Origin of the sequence: Acidovorax sp. 93 (assembly GCF_003633835.1) — a bacterium.
Classification (GTDB): domain Bacteria; phylum Pseudomonadota; class Gammaproteobacteria; order Burkholderiales; family Burkholderiaceae_C; genus Acidovorax; species Acidovorax facilis.
The window spans coordinates 1,843,207-1,865,099 of sequence record NZ_RBIT01000001.1 but is presented as its reverse complement, the minus strand read 5'-3'; the positions used below and the strand labels follow the sequence as shown (position 1 = coordinate 1,865,099).

Annotated in this window: 20 protein-coding genes; 15 read left to right on the top strand and 5 right to left on the bottom strand. The window is 65.3% G+C overall.

What is annotated here, in order from left to right:
- Nucleotides 1-32: 32 nt before the first annotated feature.
- From C8C93_RS08460 to C8C93_RS08435, 6 genes are all read left to right on the top strand, one after another.
- Nucleotides 33-719 (top strand): RraA family protein, encoded by a 687-nt coding sequence (locus C8C93_RS08460; RefSeq protein ID WP_121506560.1) that lies wholly within the window; start codon nt 33-35, stop codon nt 717-719.
- Nucleotides 662-1,657 (top strand): NAD(P)-dependent oxidoreductase, encoded by a 996-nt coding sequence (locus C8C93_RS08455; RefSeq protein ID WP_233559270.1) that lies wholly within the window; start codon nt 662-664, stop codon nt 1,655-1,657. The genes C8C93_RS08460 and C8C93_RS08455 overlap by 58 nt, the downstream gene beginning before the upstream one ends.
- Nucleotides 1,658-1,730: 73 nt before the next feature.
- Nucleotides 1,731-2,729, top strand: a complete 999-nt coding sequence (locus tag C8C93_RS08450) for a tripartite tricarboxylate transporter substrate binding protein (protein ID WP_121506558.1) — start codon at nt 1,731-1,733, stop codon at nt 2,727-2,729.
- A gap of 188 nt (nt 2,730-2,917) precedes the next feature.
- Nucleotides 2,918-3,874, top strand: coding sequence for a tripartite tricarboxylate transporter substrate binding protein (locus C8C93_RS08445; protein ID WP_121506557.1), 957 nt, complete (start codon nt 2,918-2,920; stop codon nt 3,872-3,874).
- Nucleotides 3,875-3,877: 3 nt separating this feature from the next.
- Nucleotides 3,878-4,780: an amidohydrolase gene (locus C8C93_RS08440; protein WP_121506556.1), complete on the top strand. Its 903-nt coding sequence runs from the start codon at nt 3,878-3,880 to the stop codon at nt 4,778-4,780.
- Nucleotides 4,781-4,797: 17 nt separating this feature from the next.
- Nucleotides 4,798-5,721, top strand: a complete 924-nt coding sequence (locus tag C8C93_RS08435; protein ID WP_121506555.1) for an SMP-30/gluconolactonase/LRE family protein — start codon at nt 4,798-4,800, stop codon at nt 5,719-5,721.
- Nucleotides 5,722-5,756: 35 nt separating this feature from the next.
- Here C8C93_RS08435 and C8C93_RS08430 read toward each other — a convergent pair whose 3' ends face one another.
- Nucleotides 5,757-6,881, bottom strand: a complete 1,125-nt coding sequence (locus tag C8C93_RS08430) for an NADH:flavin oxidoreductase/NADH oxidase (RefSeq protein WP_121506554.1) — start codon at nt 6,879-6,881, stop codon at nt 5,757-5,759.
- Nucleotides 6,882-7,020: 139 nt separating this feature from the next.
- On the opposite strand from C8C93_RS08430, the gene C8C93_RS08425 reads away from it, so the two are divergent.
- The 3 genes from C8C93_RS08425 to C8C93_RS08415 all read left to right on the top strand — a co-directional run bounded on the left by C8C93_RS08425 (nt 7,021) and on the right by C8C93_RS08415 (nt 10,763).
- A complete protein-coding gene (locus C8C93_RS08425; protein WP_121419967.1) occupies nt 7,021-7,971 on the top strand; it encodes a LysR family transcriptional regulator in 951 nt (316 codons plus the stop codon).
- Nucleotides 7,972-8,051: 80 nt separating this feature from the next.
- Nucleotides 8,052-10,247, top strand: coding sequence for a catalase/peroxidase HPI (gene katG / locus C8C93_RS08420; RefSeq protein WP_121506553.1), 2,196 nt, complete (start codon nt 8,052-8,054; stop codon nt 10,245-10,247).
- Between the two features lie 126 nt (nt 10,248-10,373).
- The gene (locus C8C93_RS08415; protein ID WP_121508704.1) at nt 10,374-10,763 is read left to right on the top strand and encodes a carboxymuconolactone decarboxylase family protein; all 390 of its coding nucleotides are present in this window, start codon (nt 10,374-10,376) and stop codon (nt 10,761-10,763) included.
- Between the two features lie 3 nt (nt 10,764-10,766).
- On the opposite strand, the gene C8C93_RS08410 is transcribed toward C8C93_RS08415, so the two are convergent.
- Complete coding sequence (locus C8C93_RS08410) at nt 10,767-11,309, bottom strand: PAS and helix-turn-helix domain-containing protein (protein WP_055402413.1); 543 nt, start codon at nt 11,307-11,309, stop codon at nt 10,767-10,769.
- 89 nt (nt 11,310-11,398) lie between these two features.
- Between C8C93_RS08410 and C8C93_RS08405 the strand changes: the two genes are divergently transcribed.
- Both C8C93_RS08405 and C8C93_RS08400 read left to right on the top strand, forming a co-directional pair.
- Entirely contained in the window at nt 11,399-12,106 is a 708-nt protein-coding gene (locus C8C93_RS08405; RefSeq protein WP_055402415.1) for a CoA transferase subunit A, read from the top strand.
- A 64-nt stretch (nt 12,107-12,170) separates the two neighbouring features.
- The gene (locus C8C93_RS08400) at nt 12,171-12,812 is read left to right on the top strand and encodes a CoA transferase subunit B (RefSeq protein WP_121506552.1); all 642 of its coding nucleotides are present in this window, start codon (nt 12,171-12,173) and stop codon (nt 12,810-12,812) included.
- A gap of 119 nt (nt 12,813-12,931) precedes the next feature.
- Here the strand turns inward: C8C93_RS08400 and C8C93_RS08395 are convergent, their stop codons facing one another.
- On the bottom strand, nt 12,932-13,225 hold the full coding sequence (locus C8C93_RS08395; RefSeq protein WP_121419969.1) for a DUF4148 domain-containing protein: 294 nt from the start codon (nt 13,223-13,225) through the stop codon (nt 12,932-12,934).
- Nucleotides 13,226-13,307: 82 nt separating this feature from the next.
- Complete coding sequence (locus tag C8C93_RS08390; RefSeq protein WP_121419970.1) at nt 13,308-13,595, bottom strand: DUF4148 domain-containing protein; 288 nt, start codon at nt 13,593-13,595, stop codon at nt 13,308-13,310.
- A 468-nt stretch (nt 13,596-14,063) separates the two neighbouring features.
- On the opposite strand from C8C93_RS08390, the gene C8C93_RS08385 reads away from it, so the two are divergent.
- The gene (locus C8C93_RS08385; protein ID WP_121506551.1) at nt 14,064-15,374 is read left to right on the top strand and encodes an HD-GYP domain-containing protein; all 1,311 of its coding nucleotides are present in this window, start codon (nt 14,064-14,066) and stop codon (nt 15,372-15,374) included.
- Nucleotides 15,375-15,383: 9 nt separating this feature from the next.
- Here the strand turns inward: C8C93_RS08385 and C8C93_RS08380 are convergent, their stop codons facing one another.
- Nucleotides 15,384-15,989, bottom strand: a complete 606-nt coding sequence (locus C8C93_RS08380; RefSeq protein ID WP_121506550.1) for an IPTL-CTERM sorting domain-containing protein — start codon at nt 15,987-15,989, stop codon at nt 15,384-15,386.
- A 187-nt stretch (nt 15,990-16,176) separates the two neighbouring features.
- Here C8C93_RS08380 and imuA point away from each other — a divergent pair, with 187 nt between their 5' ends.
- The 3 genes from imuA to C8C93_RS08365 are packed head-to-tail and all read left to right on the top strand — an operon-like array spanning nt 16,177 to nt 21,857.
- Nucleotides 16,177-17,061 (top strand): translesion DNA synthesis-associated protein ImuA, encoded by an 885-nt coding sequence (imuA, locus tag C8C93_RS08375; protein ID WP_121506549.1) that lies wholly within the window; start codon nt 16,177-16,179, stop codon nt 17,059-17,061.
- A complete protein-coding gene (locus tag C8C93_RS08370; protein WP_121506548.1) occupies nt 17,024-18,577 on the top strand; it encodes a DNA polymerase Y family protein in 1,554 nt (517 codons plus the stop codon). Before imuA ends, C8C93_RS08370 begins: the two co-directional genes overlap by 38 nt.
- A gap of 16 nt (nt 18,578-18,593) precedes the next feature.
- Nucleotides 18,594-21,857 carry an error-prone DNA polymerase gene (locus tag C8C93_RS08365; RefSeq protein ID WP_121506547.1) on the top strand — a complete coding sequence of 1,088 codons (3,264 nt, stop codon included), beginning with the start codon at nt 18,594-18,596 and terminating at the stop codon, nt 21,855-21,857.
- The last annotated feature ends 36 nt before the right edge of the window (nt 21,858-21,893 follow it).

Genomic DNA, 21,893 nt, shown 5'->3' with positions numbered 1-21,893 from the left:
CAGCATCTCCGCGTTCTTTCCAAGGATTCCCCATGAGCCAACTCCCTGAAATCATCCGCACCATCGAGCGCGTCAGCGCCGACGTCGTGAGCAAAGCGGCCACCTACCAGGCCGCTATCCTGGCCGACGTGGCGGGCCGCCGCGGCACCATGCACGGCCGCGTGGCGCCCGTGCACCAGAACATGAAGGTGGCGGGCCCTGCCTTCACCGTCGAAGTGCGCCCCGGCGACAACCTCATGATCCACGCCGCCATTGCCCTGGCTCAGCCGGGCGATGTGCTGGTGATCGACGGCAAGGGCGACCAGACCGCCGCGCTGATGGGCACGCTGATGCTCAGCGCCTGCAAGAAGCGCGGCCTGGCCGGCGTGGTCGTGGACGCCGCCATCCGCGACAAGCTGGAGATCCTGGAGCTGGACTTCCCCGTGTTCAGCGCGGGCTTCAACCCCGCTGGGCCCACCAAGTACGTGCCCGGCCGCATCAACCACCCCATCAGCGCCGGTGGCGCCACCGTGAACCCCGGTGATCTGGTGGTGGGCGACGCCGATGGCGTGGTCGTCATCGAGCGCGAAAAAGCCCCCGCCATGATGGCGCTGGCCGACAAGAAGGTGGCCGACGAAGCCGCCCGCCTCGAAGCCATTGCACGCGGCGACACCGCATCGAAATGGCTGCCCGCTGCCCTGCGCGCCGCCGGTGTACTCAAGGAAGGGGAGTCGCTGTGAACCCATCCATCATCGTCACCGGCGCCGATCTGGCGCAGCAAGCCCTGGACCTGCTCACGGGCTACGACATCGTCTACGCAGGCAAGACGCCTACCGAAGAAGACATGGTGGCCCTGTGCGGTGCGCACAACCCCGTGGCCATCATCGTGCGCTACGGCAAGGTGGGCGCTGCGGTGATGGACGCGGCCCCGGCGCTCAAGGTCATCTCCAAGCACGGCAGTGGCACCGACACCATCGACAAGGTGGCGGCCAAGGCCCGGGGCATTGAGGTGGTGGCCGCCGTAGGCGCCAACGCTGCGGCCGTGGCCGAGCAGGCGCTGGCGCTGCTGCTGGCCTGCGCCAAATCGGTGGTGCAGCTCGACGCGCGCATGCACGCGGGCCACTGGGACAAAGCCACGCACAAAAGCCTGGAGCTGGGTGGCCGCACCGTGGGCCTGGTGGGCCTGGGTGCCATCGGCCTGCGGTTTGCCAAGATGGCCGACGCCCTGGGCATGCGCGTGATCGGCTTTGACCCGTTTGCGAAGAACCTGCCGGACTATGTGCAGAGTGTGTGCCTGGAGACGATCTGGCGCGAAGCCGATGCCGTGTCTCTGCACTGCCCGCTGACTGACGAGAACCGGGGCATGCTGAACGCCACCACGCTGGCGCAGTGCAAGCGCGGCGTGATCGTGGTGAACACGGCGCGTGGCGGCCTGATCGACGAGGCCGCGCTGCTGGCGGCCGTGCGTTCGGGCCAGGTGATGGCGGCAGGGCTGGACAGTTTTGCGGTCGAGCCGATGACGGCGGGCCATCCCTTCCAGGGCGAGAAGCACTTCATCCTCAGCCCCCACATCGGCGGTGTGACCAGCGATGCCTACGTGAACATGGGCGTGGGCGCGGCGCAGAACCTGCTGGCCGTGCTGGCCCGGGTGCCTGGCGCAGCGATGGCTGCGGCCTGACGCCAGCCCCCTTCCTGAAAGCAAAGAGAAAAAAGGCACGGGGCAGGGCGCCCCGGCCCATGGAGACAAAGACATGCACACTATTTTGAGAAGAAAAACGGCCTCTGCGCTCGTCCATAAAGCGCTGATAGCTATTGTTTGTATAGCATCCGGTGCAGCAGGGGCGCAAACTGCGTTCCCCCACAAGCCCGTCAAACTGGTGGTGGGATTTGCCGCAGGCGGCCCCACCGACGTGGTGGCCCGTGCGTTTGCCGACCACGCCAGCCGCGCGCTGGGCCAGCCCTTTGTGGTGGACAACAAGCCCGGCGCCAACACCATCCTGGCCGCCCAGGCGGTGGCCAGCGCGCCCGCCGACGGCTACACGCTGCTGTTTGGCGCCACCAACCACACCATGATCCCGGGGCTGTACGCCGGGCGGGTGAAGTTCGATGCGGTGAAGTCGTTCAAGCCGCTGTGCACCGTGGCCACCAGCCCCACGGTGCTGGTGGTGGGGCAGGCCCTGCCCGTGAAGTCGCTGGCTGAGTACATGGCCCGTGCGCGCAAGGAGCCGGGGCGTCTGTCCGCAGGCACGGCGGGCGTGGGGAGCTCAGGCCACTTTGCCACCGAGATGTTTGCCCGCGCCAACAGCTTGCAGCTGAACCATGTGCCCTACAAGGGCGCCGCGCCAGTGGTCACGGACCTGGTGGGCGGCCAGCTCGACAGCTCGTTTGCCACGCTGGGCTCGGTGCTGCCGCAGATCAAGAGCGGCAAGCTCACCGCGCTGGCCGTGGCATCGCCCAAGCGGTCGTCGCTGCTGCCCGACGTGGCCACGTTTGCCGAGGCCGGTGGCGGCAAGTATTCGGCCGACGCCTGGTATGGCCTGCTGGCCCCGGCGGGGCTGGACGACGCCATTGCCCAGCAGCTGGAGCGCGTGGCCAGGGACTTTGTGCAAAGCCCTGCGGCCAACGACAAGTTGCGCGGCCTGGGGCTGGACGCCGATGCCACCTGCGGCGCTGCGTTTGCCAGCCAGGTCGGCCGCGAAGTGGCCGCCTATACGCAGATTGCACGCGAGCTTGATCTGAAAGTGGATTGACCCCCCTGAGGCGCTTTGCGCCTTCCCCCCTCTCTCTCGCCTCGCTGCGCGATGCGGGAAGGGGGACGCAGCCAGTGCGGCGGGGCGGCCCTTGCACGGCTGCCTGCGCTTTGTCAGCGCCAGTTTCGCAGGCCATGGGCCAGCGATACCTGTTTGTTCTTCATGGATTGAATAGATAAGGAGACTTCATGTTGCGTTTTCTCAAACCCTTGATCGCCGCCTGCGCCCTGGCTGCAGGCCTGGCCCACGCCGCCTTCCCCGAGCGGCCCATCACCCTCGTTGTGCCCTATGCCCCCGGTGGCGCGGCCGATGCTGTGGCCCGCGTGGTGGCCACCCGCCTGGGCGCCAAGCTGGGCGGCAGCGTGATTGTGGACAACAAGGCGGGCGCGAGTGGCACCATTGGCGCGAGTTTTGTGGCCAAGGCATCGGCGGATGGCTACACCATGCTGTACGACGCCACGCCGCACTCCATCAACCCGCACCTGTTCCCCAAGATGCCGTATGCCAGCACCGCGCTGCAGCCACTGTCGCTGGTGCTGCTGGCGCCCAATGTGCTCATCGTGAAGGCCGATGCGCCTTACAAGAATTTGGGCGAGCTGATCGCCAAGGCCAAGGCCCAGCCTGGCAAGATCAACTTTGCCTCGGGCGGCAGCGGCACGGTGCAGCGCCTGGCGGCGGAGCTGATGGCCCAGAAGCTGGGCCTCGATATGGTGCACGTGCCCTACAAGAGCGGTGGCCCCGCCATCACCGACGTGATTGCGGGCCAGGTGGACTTCATGTTCGGCACCGTGGCCGCCACCTACCCGCATGTGGCGGGCGGCAAGCTGCGCGCGCTGGCCGTGTCGGCGCCTGAGCGTTCCAAGCGCCTGCCCGATGTGCCCACCGTGGCCGAGGCGGCCATCCCCGGTTATGAGGCCTATGAGTGGAACGGCGTGTTCCTGCCTGCGGGCGTACCTGCCGACGTGGCCACCAAACTGCAGCAGGCCCTGCAAGAGGTGCTGAAGGAAGACGAAGTGAAGCAGCGCCTGGCCGACCTGGGCGCCCAGCCCATCGGTTCCACGCCTGCGGAGTTTGCCGCCTTCCTCAAGAAGGAAGACAGCAAGTGGGGCGGGGTGGTGAAGAAGGGCAATATCAAACTCGACTGAGCCATGCCTTTGCCCGCGCTGACCACGCCCGTGCCGCACTCGGTGGGTCTGAACCGCCCGCAACGCCCGCTGCCGCCCGGCGCGTGCGACAGCCACATGCACATCTTCGATGCACGTTTTGCACCGTCTGCCCACTGGCCGCGCACGCCGCCAGATGCGCCCGTGGCCGCCTACCGGCAGCTGCAGCAGCGCCTGGGTACGTCACGCGCCGTTGTGGTCACGCCCTCCACCTATGGCACCGACAACACCTGCACGCTCGATGCGCTCGACCAGTTGGGCGACAGCGCTCGTGGCGTGGCTGTGGTGGACCCCATCGTGAGCGATGCAGAGCTGGCCCGGCTGGCCGCGCGCCGCGTGTGCGGGCTGCGGGTCAACTTTGTCTCACCCCAATCGTGGGGCACCACCACGGCGCAGATGCTTAGCACGCTGGCGGGCAAGGTGGCACGGCATGCGGACTGCGGTGGCTGGCACATCCAGGTGTTCGCGCACCCGGAGCAGATCGTGGCGCTGGCGCCCGTGCTGCAGGCGCTGCCGGTGCCGCTGGTCATCGACCACCTGGGCCGCATCGATCCGGCCGAAGGACCATCGGCCCAAGCCTTTGGCGTGCTGCGCCGCTTGCTGGACGGGGGCAATACTTGGGTCAAGCTCTCGGGTGCCTACATGCGCTCTGCCGTGCAGGGCCCCAGCTACGCTGACACCCTGCCGCTGGGGCAAGCCCTGGTGCGGGCGGCCCCCAGTCACCTGGTGTGGGGCAGCGACTGGCCCCACACCACCGAGGCGCCGGGCAAGGTGAACGATGCCGACCTGGTGGACCTGCTGCGCGCCTGGGCGGGCTCGGATGCCGCGATGGACCGTATCCTGGTGGACAACCCGGCGCGGTTGTATGGTTTCAGCGCCACCTCCTGACAACGAAAGCCTCTTCCATGTTTCTGCTGCAATCCCCCGAGGTCCGCGAGCTGGCGTTTTTCAGCTCCATGCCCGACACCTTCCGCCGCCCCGAGCGCAGCGCCTGGGCCGATGCCAACCGGGGCGGCACTGTCACCGATTCGTTCCTCGAAGGCCCGGTGTTCGACGACGCGGGCAGCCTGTACGTGACCGACATCCCCTGGGGCCGCATCTTCCGCATCGACCCGCAGGGCCTGTGGACGCTGGTGGCCGAGTACGACGGCGAGCCCAATGGCATGAAGTTCATGGATGCGGGCACGCTGCTCATCACCGACTACAAGAACGGGTTGATGCGGCTCGATATCGCGACCGGCAGGGTCACGCCGTACCTGGAGCGCCGCAACAGCGAACGCTTCAAGGGCGTGAACGATTTGATCTTCGACGCCGACGGCAACCTGTACTTCACCGACCAGGGCCAGAGCGGCCTGCACGACCCGAGCGGGCGCCTGTACCGGCTGCGCCCCAATGGCCAGCTCGACTTGCTGCTGCACAACGTGCCCAGCCCCAACGGCGTGGCCCTGTCGCCCGACGGCCGCGTGCTGTACCTGGCCGCCACACGTGGCAATTGTGTGTGGCGCGTGCCGCTGCTGCCCGATGGCAGCGTGGCCAAGGTGGGGCAGTTCTTCACGTCCTATGGCCCGAGCGGCCCCGATGGGCTTGCGGTGGATGGGGCGGGGCGCCTGTTGGTGGCCAACCCGGGCCTGGGTTATGTGTGGGTGCTCAACCACCGGGCCGAGCCCGTGCTGGTGCTGCGGGGGCCGGCCGGAGCCTCCACCACCAATCTGGCTTATGGCGGGCAGGGAGGACAAACGGTGTTCGTGACCGATTCGACCCACGGCCACATCCTGCACGCACGGCTGGATGCGCCGGGGCTACCCCTGCACCGCTCGACCCCGGACTGAATGTCGGGCCAAAGGGCAAGGGCGTTTTCAGAGCTTTACTGGGCTGCAGCGACCTTTGCGGCGCCGCGATAGCGCGACAGCCAGTGCGCGTAGGGCGCGGGCAGCGTGTTCCATTCAGGCTTTTGCACGCCCAGCACCTGCGCCAGGTGGTATGTGTAGTGCGGATTGGACAGGTGGGCGCGGCCGATCATCACCAAATCCATCTGGCCGTCGGCCACTGCACGTTCAGCGATTTTCGGGTCATCGATGCCCCACGACGAGGCCACGGGCAGGTCGGCTTCGCTGCGCACGCGCTGTGCGACCGGGGCCAGGAAGGCGGGGGTTGCCCAGGGAATCTGCGTCTCGGCAATCACGAAGTTCGCGCTGACGTTGACCATATCCAAGCCACGTTCGCGCATCTGGCGCACCAGCTCAATGGACTCGGCCACGGTTTCCTCGTCGCGTCCGTCGTATTCGATGACTCCGAAGCGTGCCGTGAGTGGCAGGTGCGCCGGCCACACCTTGCGCACGGCCTCCACGGTTTCCAGCAGAAAGCGCGCGCGGTTGTCAAAGCTGCCGCCGTACTGGTCGGTGCGCTGGTTGCTGTGGGGCGAGAAGAAGCTCTGCGCTAGGTAGCCGTGGGCAAAGTGCAGTTCCAGCCACTCGAACCCTGCGGCCAGTGCGCGACGTGCGGCGGCCACAAAGTCGGCCTGCACGCGGGCAATGTCTTGCAGTGTCATGGCCTGGGGTACCCGGGGCAGACCGCCGCCGTAAGCAATGGCGGACGGTGCTATCGGCTGCCAGGCACGCGCGTCGTTCTCGGGAATGTGGTCATCGCCTTCCCAGGGGCGTTGGGCGCTGGCCTTGCGGCCTGCGTGGGCGATCTGGATGCCGGGCACGGCGCCAGCGGCCTTGATGCTGGCGGCGATGCGGCTCATGCCTTCGATCTGCTGGTCGTTCCAAAGGCCTGTGCAGGCCGGGGTGATTCGGCCTTCGGGCGATACGCCCGTGGCCTCGACGATCACCAGGCCTGCGCCGCCGCGAGCGAGACCGGCGTAATGCGCTTGGTGCCATTCATTGGTGAAGCCATCCACCGCGCTGTACTGACACATCGGCGGGATCGCGATGCGGTTGCGCAGGGTGACGCTTTTGAGCTGGAACGGTGTGAACAGGGCAGACATGCAGCTTGCTTTCTTGTCGGTTGATTAGAAAAGGAATTTCGGGCTGAGGGCGGGGGCAAAGACACCACGGCCACGCACAGTGAAGATGGTGGGTACGATGCAGCCATAAACCAAATCGATAGTTCTTATTTCTGAAATCATGGCAATTGATATCAGGGCCATGGACCTGAACCTGCTCAAGGCACTGGATGCCTTGCTCGACGAACGCAGCGTAACCCGCGCCGCCCAGCGCCTGTCGCTCACCCAGCCTGCGGTGAGCGGCATGCTGACCCGGCTGCGCGAGAGCTTTGATGACCCGCTTTTCGTGCGGACACAGCGTGGCATTGCGCCCACGCTGCGCGCACAGGAGCTGGCCGCGCCGGTCAAGGAACTGCTGGGTGGGATCGAGTCGCTGCTGCAACCTCAGGCCTTTGACCCTGCCACGGCGCAGATGACGGTGCAGCTTGCATCCACCGACTATGCGTTGCAGGCGGTGGTGGTGCCATTCCTGGCCATGCTGCGTCGCCGCGCGCCGGGCGTGCGCGTGGCCGTGGTGCCGGCCCAGCATCTGCCGGTGTACGAGCGGCTGGAGCGGGGCGATATCGATCTGGCCCTGATCAGCCCCGAGAACACGGCGCCAGACCTGTATGCCCGGCACCTGTTTGACGAGCGCTACGTGTGCGTGATGCGCGCCGGGCACCCGGATGCAAAGGGCGGCGCGCTGTCGCTGGACCGCTTCTGCGCGCTGGACCATGCGCTCATTTCGTACACGGGTGGCGGTTTCTGCGGCGTGACGGATGAGGTGTTGGCACGCTTGGGCCGATCACGGCGGGTGGTGCTGTCGATCACCAGCTTTCTGGTGCTGCCGGAGATCCTGCGCAATAGCGACCTGATCGCGGTGGTGCCCCAGCGGGTGGTAGCTGATGCTCGCGGGCTGGTGGTGCTGGAGCCACCAGTGGCCATACCTGGCTTCGTTAAAACTGCTGCCTGGCATGAACGCACCCACCGCTCGCCGGGGCACCGCTGGGTCCGCTCGGTGCTGTTCGATACGTGTGGGTGCAAGGAGGCCGGTAGTCCGCTGCATTTGCCGAAATTAGAAAAAAACTATTGAATTAATCAAAACTATTGCCTTTTCATAAGGAAATGCACTCCATAACATCGGCTGCTCACCAACGCCAACAGGAGTGCCTCATGACACAAGAGACCAACAAGTGCCCGTTTGACCACACCAAGGCTGCCGCGCCCAAGGGCCGCGGCAATGCCGACTGGTGGCCAGACCAGCTCAATATCCGTCCCCTGAACCAGAACTCCCCGCTCACCGATCCCATGGGCGACGGCTTCGACTACGCAAAAGAATTCAAGAGCCTGGACCTTGCTGCCGTAAAGGCCGACCTGCATGCGCTGATGACTGACTCGCAGGATTGGTGGCCCGCAGACTTTGGCCACTACGGGCCATTGTTTGTGCGCATGGCCTGGCACAGCGCCGGAACCTACCGCCTGGCGGACGGACGTGGCGGCGCAGGGGCAGGGCAGCAGCGGTTTGCGCCGCTCAATAGCTGGCCCGACAACGCCAATCTGGACAAGGCACGCCGCCTGCTCTGGCCCATCAAGCAGAAGTACGGCCGCAAGATCTCGTGGGCCGACCTGATGATCTTGACCGGCAACGTGGCACTGGAGTCCATGGGCTTCAAGACCTTCGGCTTTGCCGGTGGCCGCCCCGACGTGTGGGAACCCGATGAAAATGTGTACTGGGGCGCCGAGACCACATGGCTCGGCGGCGATAAGCGCTACAGCGGCGAGCGCGACCTGGCCAAGCCCCTGGCCGCAGTGCAGATGGGCCTGATCTACGTGAACCCCGAAGGCCCCAACGGCAATCCCGACCCCATCGCCGCCGCGCGCGATATCCGCGACACCTTTGCGCGTATGGCCATGGACGATGAAGAAACCGTGGCGCTCATCGCGGGTGGCCATACCTTTGGCAAGACCCATGGCGCGGGCGATGCCGCGCTGGTGGGCAAGGAGCCCGAAGGCGCGGGCATCGAGGAGCAGGGCCTGGGCTGGAAGAGCAGCCATGGTTCTGGCAAGGGCGGCGACACCATCACCAGCGGCCTGGAAGTCACCTGGACCACCACGCCCACCCAATGGAGCAACAACTTCTTCGAAAACCTGTTCGGCTTTGAGTGGGAGCTGACCAAGAGCCCGGCCGGTGCCCACCAGTGGACGGCCAAGGGTGCCGAGGCCACGATTCCACACGCGCACGATGCGTCGAAGAAGCTGGTACCCACGATGCTCACCACCGACCTGTCGCTGCGGTTTGATCCGGCTTACGAGAAGATCTCGCGCCGCTTCCTGGAGCACCCTGAGCAGTTTGCCGACGCATTTGCGCGCGCCTGGTTCAAGCTCACACACCGCGACATGGGGCCGCGTGCACGCTACCTGGGCCCTGAAGTGCCCGCCGAAGTGCTGGTCTGGCAAGACCCTGTTCCTGCAGTGGACCATGCTCTGGTCAACGAACAAGACATCACGGCACTCAAGGCCAAGGTGTTGGCGTCGGGCCTGTCGATCTCTGAGCTGGTATCGACGGCCTGGGCTTCTGCTTCAACTTTCCGGGGCGGCGACAAGCGCGGCGGAGCCAATGGGGCGCGCATTCGTCTGGCTCCGCAGAAGGACTGGGACGTAAACCAGCCTGCACAACTGGCCAAGGTGCTGGGCCACCTCGAAGCCATCCAGCGCGCGTTCAACGCCGAGCAGACGGGCGGCAAGAAAATCTCGCTGGCCGACCTCATCGTGCTGGCCGGTGGCGCCGCTGTGGAGGCTGCCGCGAAGCGAGGCGGGCAGGACGTGACCGTGCCTTTCACCCCCGGCCGCACCGACGCCTCGCAGGAGCAAACCGATGTGCCATCGTTCGAAGTGATGGAGCCCGTGGCCGATGGCTTTCGCAACTACGTGCGCCCCGGGCTGGAGGGCGCTGTGGCCGAACTGCTGATCGACCGCGCGAACCAGCTGACCTTGACTGCGCCAGAGATGACGGTGCTGGTCGGCGGTTTGCGGGTACTGGGCGCCAACGTGGGCCAGGCGCCTCACGGAGCTTTCACGCAGCGCCCCGAAACGTTGAGCAATGACTTCTTTGTGAACCTGCTCGACATGCGCACCCAATGGCAGAAGTCAGCGAGCGCAACCGGTGTGCTGGAAGGGGTGGACCGCAGCACAGGCGCCAAGAAATGGACCGGTACCGTGGTCGACCTCGTGTTTGGCTCGAATTCCGTGCTCCGTGCGCTGGCCGAGGTCTATGCCAGCAGCGATGCCCAGGCCGTGTTTGTGCAGGACTTCGCCCGCGCCTGGACCAAGGTGATGAACCTGGATCGCTTTGATCTCGCGGCAGCGTAAACCTGGGGCTCAGCACTTTGACAAAGCCACCTGCCTAGCCCTTCACGGGGTATGGCAGGTGGCTTTGTGTTTTTCGTGCAGGCGCTGCGGCTACGATGGCGGCCCCAACTGAACCGGAGAGCCCGCATGACACAACAACTCACATCCACCAAGGACTTCGACAAAGGTCTGGCCACACGCAAGCAGGTCATGGGCGAGGACTTTGTCGCCAATGCCTTTGGCAATGCCACGGCGTTCACCCAGCCGATCCAGGAGTTCATCACCCGCAATGCCTGGGGCGATGTTTGGCAGCGGCCGGGGCTGGACATGAAGACGCGCAGCTTGATCACGGTGGCGTTTCTTACCGCGCTGGGCAAGCAGCATGAGCTTAAGGGCCACGTGCGCGGCGCGCTCAACAACGGCGCTACAGCGGCAGAGATCCAGGAAGTGTTGCTGCACGCCAGCATCTACTGCGGCCTGCCGACGGCAGTCGAGGCTTTTCGCACAGCTGCTGACGTGATCGACGGCCCGAAGTAGGGCTCAACCAGCGAGCAATTTGTGTACTAGGTCGGCAGCGGTGGATGCGTTGTACTTGCGCATGAGGCGTGCCCGGTAAATCTCCACCGTGCGGTGGCTGATCTCCAGGGCCCGGCCGATTTCCTTGGAAGTCAGTCCCTCCAACAGGCGCGCGGCCACCTCGCGTTCGCGGCCTGTCAACTCGGCCTTCACGGGGCGTTGCGAACTCAGGTCTTCAAAGCTCCAGATGCCTGATTCATGCGGGGCATCTCGGTTGAGTGCACGGCCTGACACATGGCACCAGAAGACCTCACCGTTGGCACGCTTCATGATGCGGTTGTCGGCGTAGTGGCCCTTGGCGTTCAGAATAGGTTCCATGTGCGCCCCAAGGCGCTCGTATTCGTCGGCGCTTGGATAAAGTATCTGGAACGACTGACCGATGAGCACCTCGCGCGAGGCGCCGAACATCTCGCACACATGCCGGTTGCAATCGACCATGGTGCGGTTGCGCGACAGCACCAGGCCCACGGGGGCCATGTCAAAAGCGAGTCGGTAATCAACGTCCATTGGCAACGTCCATAGTGCAAGTCTTTACGGGATACTACTTAATCGGGTACGTAGTATCGTAGCGCATCCAAATTCACAAGGAGATCGTGGTGAACAAGTTATTCCCCTCCGCAGCTGAGGCCCTCAAGGGCGTGGTTGCAGACGGCCAGCTTATGGCTGTGGGTGGTTTCGGTTTGTGTGGCATCCCTGAAGCGCTGATCGACGCCTTGCGCGATTCCGGCGTCAAGAACCTCACCGTGATTTCCAACAACGCAGGTGTGGATGGCTTTGGCCTGGGCAAGCTGCTGGAAACCCGCCAGATCAAGAAGATGATTTCGTCCTACGTGGGCGAGAACAAGGAGTTCGAGCGCCAATACCTGGCCGGCGAGCTGGAGCTGGAGTTCACGCCCCAGGGCACGCTGGCCGAGAAGCTGCGTGCAGGCGGCGCGGGCATTCCTGCTTTCTTTACCAAGACCGGTGTGGGCACCATCGTGGCCGAGGGCAAGGAACTGCGCGAGTTCGACGGCGAAACCTATGTGATGGAACGCTCGCTCGTGCCTGAGGTGGCGCTGGTCAAGGCGCACCGCGCCGACAAGTCGGGCAACCTGCAGTTCCGTCTGACGGCCCGTAACTTCAATCCTGCCGCTGCCATGGCCGGCAAGGTCTGCATCGTTGAAGTGGAAGAGGTGGTGGAAACCGGTGCCATGGTGCCGGACCAGATCCATCTGCCCGGCATCTATGTGCACCGCATCGTGCACAACCCGAACCCGGAAAAGCGCATCGAAAAGCGCACCATCACTGAGAAGGCGGGCGTTTAAGCCTGCGTTTATCGAAAAGCGGGCGTGCAAGCCTGCCGTCACCGAACAAGCTGGAGAAATACATATGTCGTGGAGTCAAGACCAAATGGCGGCGCGTGCCGCCCATGAGCTCGAAGACGGCTTTTACGTGAATCTGGGTATTGGCATCCCTACGCTGGTGGCCAATTTCGTGCCCGCCGACAAGGAAGTGTGGCTGCAGTCCGAAAACGGCATGCTTGGCATCGGCCCGTTCCCCAACGATGATGAGGTGGATGCGGACCTGATCAACGCTGGCAAGCAGACCGTGACCACCATCAAGGGCTCGTCCATCTTTGGCAGCCATGACAGCTTTGCCATGATCCGTGGCGGCAAGATTAACCTGTCCATCCTGGGCGCCATGCAGGTCAGCGAAAAGGGCGATCTGGCCAACTGGATGATCCCCGGCAAGATGGTCAAGGGCATGGGCGGCGCGATGGACCTGGTGGCGGGTGTCAAGCGCGTGATCGTGCTCATGGAACACGTTGCCAAGAAGAAGGACGGCACCGAAGACCTGAAGATCCTGCCCCAGTGCACGCTGCCGCTGACGGGCGTGGGCGTGGTCGACCGCATCATCACCGACCTGGCGGTGATGGACGTCACCCCCCAAGGCCTGAAGGTGGTGGAACTGGCTCCGGGCGTGACGTTTGATGCCCTGCAAGCCAAAACGGGCGTGACGCTGATTCCTTGACCGTTGTTGGGGGCGTTCCTCAAACGCAAAAAAGGCCGAGGCTCCGTGAGGGGCCTCGGCCTTTTGCTTTCGGCATCAGGCTGCAGCCGTGACAACGACCGCAGCACCTGCCGTGCGAATTACATGGCGCTGAATTCGCCCGAAGGGATCTTGCCAGTGCGCAGGGCTTCAGCAGCCTGGGCGCGCACAGCAGCGCGGTCAGCCGTGGACGTGTAGGTCACCACACGCGAACCAGCGGGCTCGATGCTGCGGGTCTGGGCCACAGTGGCGGCTTCAGCGGCCACTTCGGCACGGGTGCGGTTCGTGTCGAACTTCAGGGCAAATTGCGAACCATCGGCTTCGTCAGCGTGGGCGCCGAAAGCAGTGAAAGCGGCAACAGCGGCGATAGAGAGGAAACGGACAGACTTGTTCATGGTGAAACTCCAGTGAAATTCAAAAAATAGGGACGAGGTACTTGGCAATACGAAAACGTGTGAACCGTGGATTCAACAAGAATCAACCACGCTCACCCGAAGGGATCTGGCCAGCGCGCAGGGCTTCTGCAGCCTGGGCACGCACGGCAGCGCGGTCAGCCGTGGACGTGTAGGTCAACACACGCGAGCCTGCCGGCTCGATGGAGCGGGTCTGGGCAACGCTGGCGGCTTCTGCTTGCACTTCAGCGCGGGTGCGGTTGGTTTCAAATTTGGTAGCGAATTGCGAAGCATCGGCTTCGTCAGCCTGTGCGCCGAAAGAGGCGAAAGCGGCAACGGCAGCGATGGAGAGGAAGCGGGCGGTGTTGTTCATGATGAAAATCCTTGGAAGTTAAAAAGCGTCTCAAAAAAGCCGGGTCAAAAAACCATTCCTGAACCGGGTTCGGTGAGTCGCCTTGCGGGTTCGGCTCATCGATGGGTTGAACTGTACGCGGGTGAAGTCCAAAGAAAAACCACCGAGTCGCAAACTAACTGTTCCAGTATTGGAAACAATGCCGCCAGAAAATTTCAGGGTTTACCCAAATTTTTAGCCTCAAAAGAAGGCTTGAACCGCTTTTGCATGCAATGAATGAAGCGTTTATTCGGAATGGTGCCCCATGGTTGCAGGACGGGCTGAATCGGGTAGTGAATGGCGTGCAGGGAAGTCTCCCGGCCTTGTGAAACACTGGGGGACGGCGACTGGGACTTGATCTGGCTCAAGACTGCGTGTGGCCCGGGTATTTTTCGTGGATGCCCCTCAGGCAGAACGCTCTATAGTCCCGAATAAGCTTTTGTTATCTGCATGACGGACACCCTTGCGCCTGCGGGCATCGACACTTCGGACAGCCCCCACTACTTGCGCGCGTTGACCGACATGGCTGACCGGCGCACGGTGGTTGCTGACGCAGCCATTTACACCGACAAAGGTATCAAGCTGGTCGAAAAAGGCGCGCGCATCGATAGCCGCCTGTATGACCGCCTGGTGCAGCACAAGCTGCGCGAGCCCATTGACCGCCATTTGTCCATCGAGAATCCCGTGGACGTACCCGCTTTGCTCGCGGCGGGGCAGGCCATGAGCGAACAGGAGGTGCTGCCCAACCTGCTGGCAGAAGCCCTCGGTTCGGCGGCCCGGCTGCTGGCGCCGTTGCGCTCGCTGCCCTTGCCTCCATCCATGGCCTGCAAGCTCACCGTGATGCGCGATCAGCGGCCCGGACTGTTTCAACACAGCCTGCAGATGATGACGGTGGCCGTGTTCCTGGGCATCAAAAGCGGTCTTGCTGAGCGCGACTGCGCCAATCTTGCGGCAGCAGCCTTGCTGCATGATCTGGGTGTGCTGCACATGGATCCGGCCTGGGACGATCCCGACCACAAGGTCGTTGGTGTTCAGCGCAAGCATCTGGTGGCGCACCCCATCACCGCCATGCTCATGATCCGCGATACCCAGGTCTATCCCCGGGCTGTGGATGTGGCGGTGCTGGAACACCATGAGCGCATGGATGGCAGCGGCTACCCGCGTGGCCTGGCCGGTGCGGACATCTCTGTCCTGGGCCGCATCCTGTTGCTGGCCGAGGTGGTGGCGGCGTTCTATGAAAAATACGACGACATGCCAGCGCAGCGCCTGTCGCTGGTGCTGCGGCTGAACCATCGCAAATTTCCATCGGCCCTGGTGGCGCACATCCTGCCCCTGCTGCAGGAAGAAGTCGCCCGGGAATCTGCCCTCATGCCGCTGGGCAACGATGCCTCGCGCCAGATCGACCTGCTGGCCGAAGCTTTTGAATGCTGGGATCAGCTCAAGACCGCACTGCCTCCCGAAACCAGTGTCAAGGCACTGCCGGGAAGCGCCTTTGTGTTCCTCGATGCGCGGCTGCTGGCTTTGCAAAAAGCCTTGCTGGAGGCCGGTTCACACCCTCGGCAGCAGGGTGAACTCATGACCCAGTTGCAGGGCGATGCCATTGGGATGGCTGAAGTGGCGCTGGTGGGGCGCGAGGCGCTGTGGCAGCTGCAAAGTATTGTGAATGCCAGCTATCGCCGCTGGCCGCAGCTGGCAGACCGCGCCACCCCTGCAGATGCAGCGGTGGCGGATTGGTGTGATTGGGCAGTGCGGAAGCTTTGAAAAGGGTGGTCAGCCCACCCGGCTTCGCAGCCAGAACCGATGGCGCATCGCCCAGCCAGCCATGAGCACCGCGAGGACCAGCAGCCCCCATTCAGACAGCGTCGGAATGGATGCTGGCGGCGCGATGCCGATGTGGGCCGTGAATGAATCCGCTGTCGGGCCCGTGCCCCAGGTCCAGAGATAGGTGCCCGGTGTGAGCCCCAGGCTGGCCAGCGAGGTCGCAGTCCAGGTGGCCGAGGACGTGAGCGCAGAGCCCGAGACGTAACCTGCCGGGGCGAAGACGAAACCGGGCATTGTGCTGTCCAGGCCCACCATGTCGCCAGATCCAGCATTCGCCCCGACAGGGCCTCCGCCTCCGAACGCTGGTGGGCCGGATATCCCCAGGTAGGCGTCCACGGTGCCAGCCGTGCCGGTGAAGACCAGCCCAGCCGAAGCAATGACCCCGGGGGACAGAGGCCCGCTGCCCGCAGGCGAGAGGGCCCCCAGATTCAGGCTGCCACTGCCACTGGCGACCACATTGCCACCGCTTTCAAAAAAGTAGAGCGTATAGGCCGCGAACGTGTTGCCGGACAGGAGCAGCAACAGGGCGAATGCTGCCGATTGGATTGTTTTCATTCAACGGACCCTCTCTTTTTTGTCCTGCCCATTGTAGGGAGCGTGGTGTGCGTTGGCCCAGTTTTATAGGGCCTGGGACGCGTTGCCTCCAAAAACCCCTCACCCCAAAGTCTTCTCCGCCAGTTGCCCCGCTGCTTGAAATACTGGTTATATTTACAGTATTCATATTGTTCTTCTCGTCTTCGCCATGCCTGCGCTACGCCACTCCCTGGGGGTTGTCGCGTCCGATCTGCCATTGACCGTGCCCGGTGTCTGGCATGCGGACGCATTGGGTGCGGGCCAGTTGCAGGTGCAGTCCACCGGTTATGGTCCTCTGGATGCGCAGTTGCCCGGTGGGGGCTGGCCGGTGGGGGCGTTGAGCGAGGTGCTGCAACCCCTGGCGGGCCTGCACGAATGGCAGCTGGTGCTGCCTGCCCTGGTACAGGCCACTGCCCCGCGCTCGGGGGCGGTGGTGGTGGTAGCGCCGCCTTGCGAGCCTTTTGGACCGGCGCTGCAGGCCCAGGGCTTGTCAGCCGAGCGGCTGTGTGTGGTGCGGGCCGATGCCGCCGCTGCGCTCTGGGCGGCAGAGCAGGCGTTGCGTTGCCGGGAGGTTCTGGCCGTGATGGCCTGGCTGCCGCAGGTGCAGTCCGCAGCCCTGCGCAGGCTGCAACTGGCAGCAGCGCAGCAACGTCAACTGCTATGGGTGTTTCGCCCGGCCAGTGCTGCGGCGCAGGCCTCACCAGCCTTGCTGCGGCTACAGGTGCAGGGGATGGCCATGCCGGGAGGTGTATGCACAGTCCCCGGGATGCAGGTGCAAATTCTCAAGCGCCGGGGGCCGCCCCTGGCGCAAGGGCTGGATCTGCCGGGCTGTCATCCCCGGCTGGCCCAGGTGCTGGCGGCCCAGGCCGGGCGCCGGCGTGCAGCGCAGGTGGATGCTGGTAGCACCTTGGTGGCAGGTCGCCTTGCTGCGGCAGCCAAGGCATCGGGGGCGTTGCCCATGCGCCCTTCATTGGAGCTGCTGGTGCCGTTGGGGGCGGGGCCAGAGGGGAGGGCGCATGCACTGGATCGCGCTGCCATTGCCCTGGTGCGATGAGGCATCCGCACCGCCTGCAGGGGCTGTGCCCACCGCTGCGGCAGGCTGGTGGGCCCTGCGTTTTACCCCGCGTGTGGCACTGGTGGATGCAGAGGCCGTGCTGCTGGAGGTGTCCACCACCGAGCGGCTGTGGGGCGGGCGCGAAGTGCTGCTGGCCCAGGTGCTGCAGGCCTGGGCCTGGGCCGGGGCATCTGCCAGGTGCTCCGCCCCCCCCGCTGCCCAGGTCGCTGGCGAGTGTGGGCCTGCAGGGGAAGGGACGGCGGCGGGCGCACAGCCGACGGGCGCACCCGTGAACTGGGGCAGTGGCCCCACCGCCCTGGTGGCGCAGGCCCGGCTGCGTATGGCGTTGGCGGGGCAGGCTCTCCCTGCACAGGGGCCGCTGAGCCTGCCTCTGCACACACTCACAGCCTTGCGCCCGCATGTGGCCAGCCTGGAGCGCATGGGCTGCCGCACCTGGGGGGCACTGCGGGCGCTGCCCCGCGCCGGGGTGTCGCGGCGTTTTGGTGCGGCGGTGCTGCGGGTGCTGGACCAGGCCCTGGGAGATGCCCCCGAGGCCCACGCCTGGCTGGAGCTGCCCGAGCAGTTTGTGCTGACGGGCGAGTTGCCTGCGCTGGCAGAGTCGGCCGATGCGTTGCTCTGGAGCGCCAGCCGCTGCCTCACGGCCTTGCAAGGCTGGCTGCAAGCGCGGCAGCAGGGCGTGCTGGGCCTGGAGCTGGCCTGGCGCCATGACCTGCGGCGCATCGATGGTGTGGTCATCGCCCCCACGCAGGCGCTGCAGGTGCGCACGGCGCAGGCCACGCAGGACATGGGGCATCTGCGGCGCCTGTTGTCTGAAAATCTGGCGCGCACCACGCTGGCCGCGCCGGTCAATCAGATCACGCTGCGTTTGCTGGAGGCGGCCCCGCTGCCACACCGCAGTGCGAGCCTGCTGCCGCCTGACCATCTGGGCGGCGCAGACCCTGCTGGCGCCCAGGGCGAGGCTTTACACCAGTTGCTGGAGCGCCTGTCAGCCCGCCTGGGAGCAGACCATGTGCAGGCCCCGGTGCTGCAGGCCGACCACCGCCCCGAATGCATGCAGCAGTGGCGCCCGGCGGCCGAGGTGCTGCGCGTGACGGCGGCGGCCGCAAAGCACGCTGCAGCCCGGAATGCCTCCGTCAGTGTTGCCAAGACGGCGCTGGATGCAGCCCCCGATGCCCTGCTGCTGCCCACCTGGCTGCTGAACCCGCCCCGGCGGCTGGCGGTGCAGGGCAACCGCCCCTGCCACCACGGCCTGCTGCGACTGCTGGCCGGGCCCCACCGCTTTGAAGCGGGCTGGTGGTCTGCGGCCGGGGAGGGCGCAGGCCCGGCCCCCGGTGAAGGTGCCCTGGCCTTGCGCGACTACTTTGTGGCGCACAACGATGTGGCGGGGCTGGTGTGGGTGTTCCGCGAGCGGCTGGCGCCGGTGCCGTCCGTGTCGGATGGTCCCCCTGTCGCCGTGCGGCCCCATCGCTGGTTCCTGCATGGGGTGTTTGGGTGATGTCTGCGGAGGCTCCATGGGCCTGACACCTTCCTCTGCATCGCCTGCACAAGCCACCGTGCTGCCGGGCTATGCCGAGCTGCACTGCCTGTCCAACTTCAGCTTCCAGCGTGGTGCATCGCATCCACAGGAACTCGTGAAGCGCGCGCTGGCGCTGGGCTACCAGGCCCTCGCGCTGACGGACGAATGCTCGGTGGCGGGTGTGGTGCGCGCTTGGGAGGCCGCCAAGGAATGTGGTTTGCACCTCATCGTGGGCAGCGAGTTTTTGTGGGGTGACGACCTGCGGCTGGTGGCCCTGGCGCGCGATGCCGAGGGCTGGGGCAATCTGTGTGAGTTCATCACCGCGGCCCGTGCGGTCGCATCCAAGGGGCAGTACCACGTGGGCCCTTGCAGCCCCTGGGGATTGCTGCAAGGGTGCGAATTGCTGCTGGCGCCTATCCGGCAACGCTTTGATGCTTCTGATTTGATAGCTTTTAGCGCTTGTCTATCCAGCGCTAGAGGCCAATTTGACTCATATTTTGATGGCCATATCTGGTTGGCGGTCGAACTGCACCTGGCCCCGGACGACAGCCTGTGGCTGGCCACGCTGCAGCGTGTGGGTGCGGCGCTGGGCTTGCCGCTGGTGGCAGCGGGCGATGTGCACATGCACGCCCGTTCGCGCAAGCCACTGCAGGATGTGATCACCGCCGTACGCCTGGGCCGCAGCGTGGGCGAATGCGGGTTTGCGCTGCAGCCCAATGCCGAGCGCCATCTGCGCCGGCGCGTGCGGCTGGCGGGCGTCTATCCGCCCGAGTTGCTGGACGCCACGCTCACCGTGGCGGGGCGCTGCACGTTCACCCTGGACGAAATCAAGTACCAGTACCCGCTGGAGACCGTGCCCGCTGGCATGACCCCCGCGCAGGCCCTGGCCTGGCTGGTGCAGGTGGGCGTGCAAGGCGTTTACCCGCAGGGCGCGCCACAGAAGGTGCAGGCGCAGATCCGCAAAGAGCTGGACCTTATCGCACACTGCCAGTACGAGATGTACTTCCTCACGGTGCACGACATCGTGCGCTACGCGCGCAGCCAGGGCATCCTGTGCCAGGGGCGTGGCTCGGCCGCGAATTCGGTGGTCTGCTACATGCTGGGCATCACGGCCGTGCCGCCCGAAAACTCACACCTGCTGTTCGAGCGCTTTATCAGCAAAGAGCGCAAGGAGCCGCCCGACATCGACGTGGACTTCGAGCACGACCGGCGCGAGGAGGTCATCCAGTACATCTACGAAAAATACGGCCGCGAGCGCGCCGCCATCGCGGCCGTGGTTACCACCTACCGCACGCGCAGCGCACTGCGCGATGTGGGCAAGGCGCTGGGCGTGGCGCCGTCCTTGGTCGATGCCTTTGCCAAGGACCACCACTGGTTTGACGAGCAGTTTGCCACCGACCGGTTGCAGGAACTGGCTGAAAGCCTGGGTGCACCGCTGCACCGGCACACGGCCCAGTTGTGGCTGGAGCTTGCGGCGGACCTCAAAGGCTTTCCGCGCCACCTGAGCCAGCATGTGGGCGGCTTTGTGCTCACGCAGGGCAAGCTCACGCGCCTGGTGCCCGTGGAGCCCGCGAGCATGGAGCACCGATCGGTCATCCAGTGGGACAAGGACGACCTGGACACCATGGGCCTGCTCAAGGTCGATGTGCTGGCCCTGGGTATGCTCAGCGCGCTGCGCCGCTGCCTGAATTTGCGCGAAGCCTTGCGCGGTGAGCGCTGGGACCTCCAGGGCATTCCGCGCGAAGACCCCGCCACCTACGACATGATCTGCGCCGCCGATACCGTGGGCGTGTTCCAGATCGAAAGCCGCGCGCAGATGAGCATGCTGCCGCGCCTGCGGCCGCGCGAGTTCTACGACCTGGTGGTGGAGGTGGCGATTGTGCGGCCCGGGCCTATTCAGGGCGGCATGGTGCACCCCTACCTGCAGGCGCGCGAACGCAGGCGCAGGGGCGAGCCACTGCAATTGGAGAAGCCTGAACTGGAAGCGGCCCTGGCGCGCACGCTGGGCGTGCCGATTTTTCAGGAGCAGGTGATGCAGATCGCCATGGTGGCGGCCGGGTTCTCTGCCGGCATGGCGGACGATCTGCGCCGGTCGATGGCGGCCTGGAAGCGCAAGGGCGGCGTGCACCGGTTCGAGCGCCCACTGGTCGGAGGCATGGAAGCGCGTGGTTACCGTACCGAGTTTGCCCAGGCCATCTTCCAGCAGATGCTGGGCTTTGGCGAATATGGCTTTCCTGAAAGCCACGCCCACAGCTTTGCCTTGCTGGCCTATGCCAGCAGCTGGCTCAAATGCCATGAGCCCGCGTGTTTTCTGGCCGCGCTGCTCAATTCGTTGCCCATGGGTTTTTACACCGCCTCGCAACTGGTGCAGGATGCGCGCCGCCACGGCGTGCGTGTGCTGCCCATCGACGTGACCTGCAGCGACATCGACTGCACGCTGGAGGGCACACCAGAGCCACTGAGACCGGCGCGGGGGCTGGGCGTGCCGCCACTGCCGCAGCCCGCTGTGCGTCTGGGCTTGCGGCTGGTGGGCAGCCTGCACAAAGATGCTGCCGAACGACTGGTAGAGGCCCGCGCTACAGGCCCTGCCTTTGCCAACACCGAAGACCTGGCCCTGCGCGCACAGCTGAGCCAGCAAGACCTACAGGCGCTCGCTGCAGCCGATGCGCTGGCGGGTCTGTCAGGCCACCGGCGCCAGCAGATGTGGGAGGCGGCCGCGCAGCACACGGCACCGCCCCTGCTGCGCGATGTGCCCGTGCACGAAGCGCCCCTGCAACTGCTCGCCGCGCCCGAGGGCGAAGAGATTCTTTTCGACTACGCCGCCACCGGCCTCACACTGCGCCGCCACCCGCTGGCCCTGCTGCGCCCGCGCCTTGCGCGCTGGCGCCTGCAGACCGCCCTGCAACTGAACACCGTGCCCCATGGCCGCAAGGTGCGCGCCTGCGGCATCGTCACTGTGCGCCAGCGCCCCGGCACGGCCAAAGGCACGATGTTCGTCACGCTGGAGGACGAGACGGGCCCCGTCAACGTGATCGTGTGGCCTGCGCTGGTGGAGACATGGCGCAATGCGCTGCTCAGGTCGCAATTGCTGGCGGTGGAAGGCGTGTGGCAGTGCAGCGTGCCCGAGGGGGAGGGGTCCGATGCGCCGTCGCCATCAGCGTCGGTAGTGCGCCACCTGGTGGCCCAGCGTTTCAAGGACTTGACACCGCTGCTCGGTCGCATGGCCCAGGCGCTGCAGGGTAGCCGGGACTTTCACTGACCTTCGGAGCGCTTCGGATCATCCTTCTGACTCCCT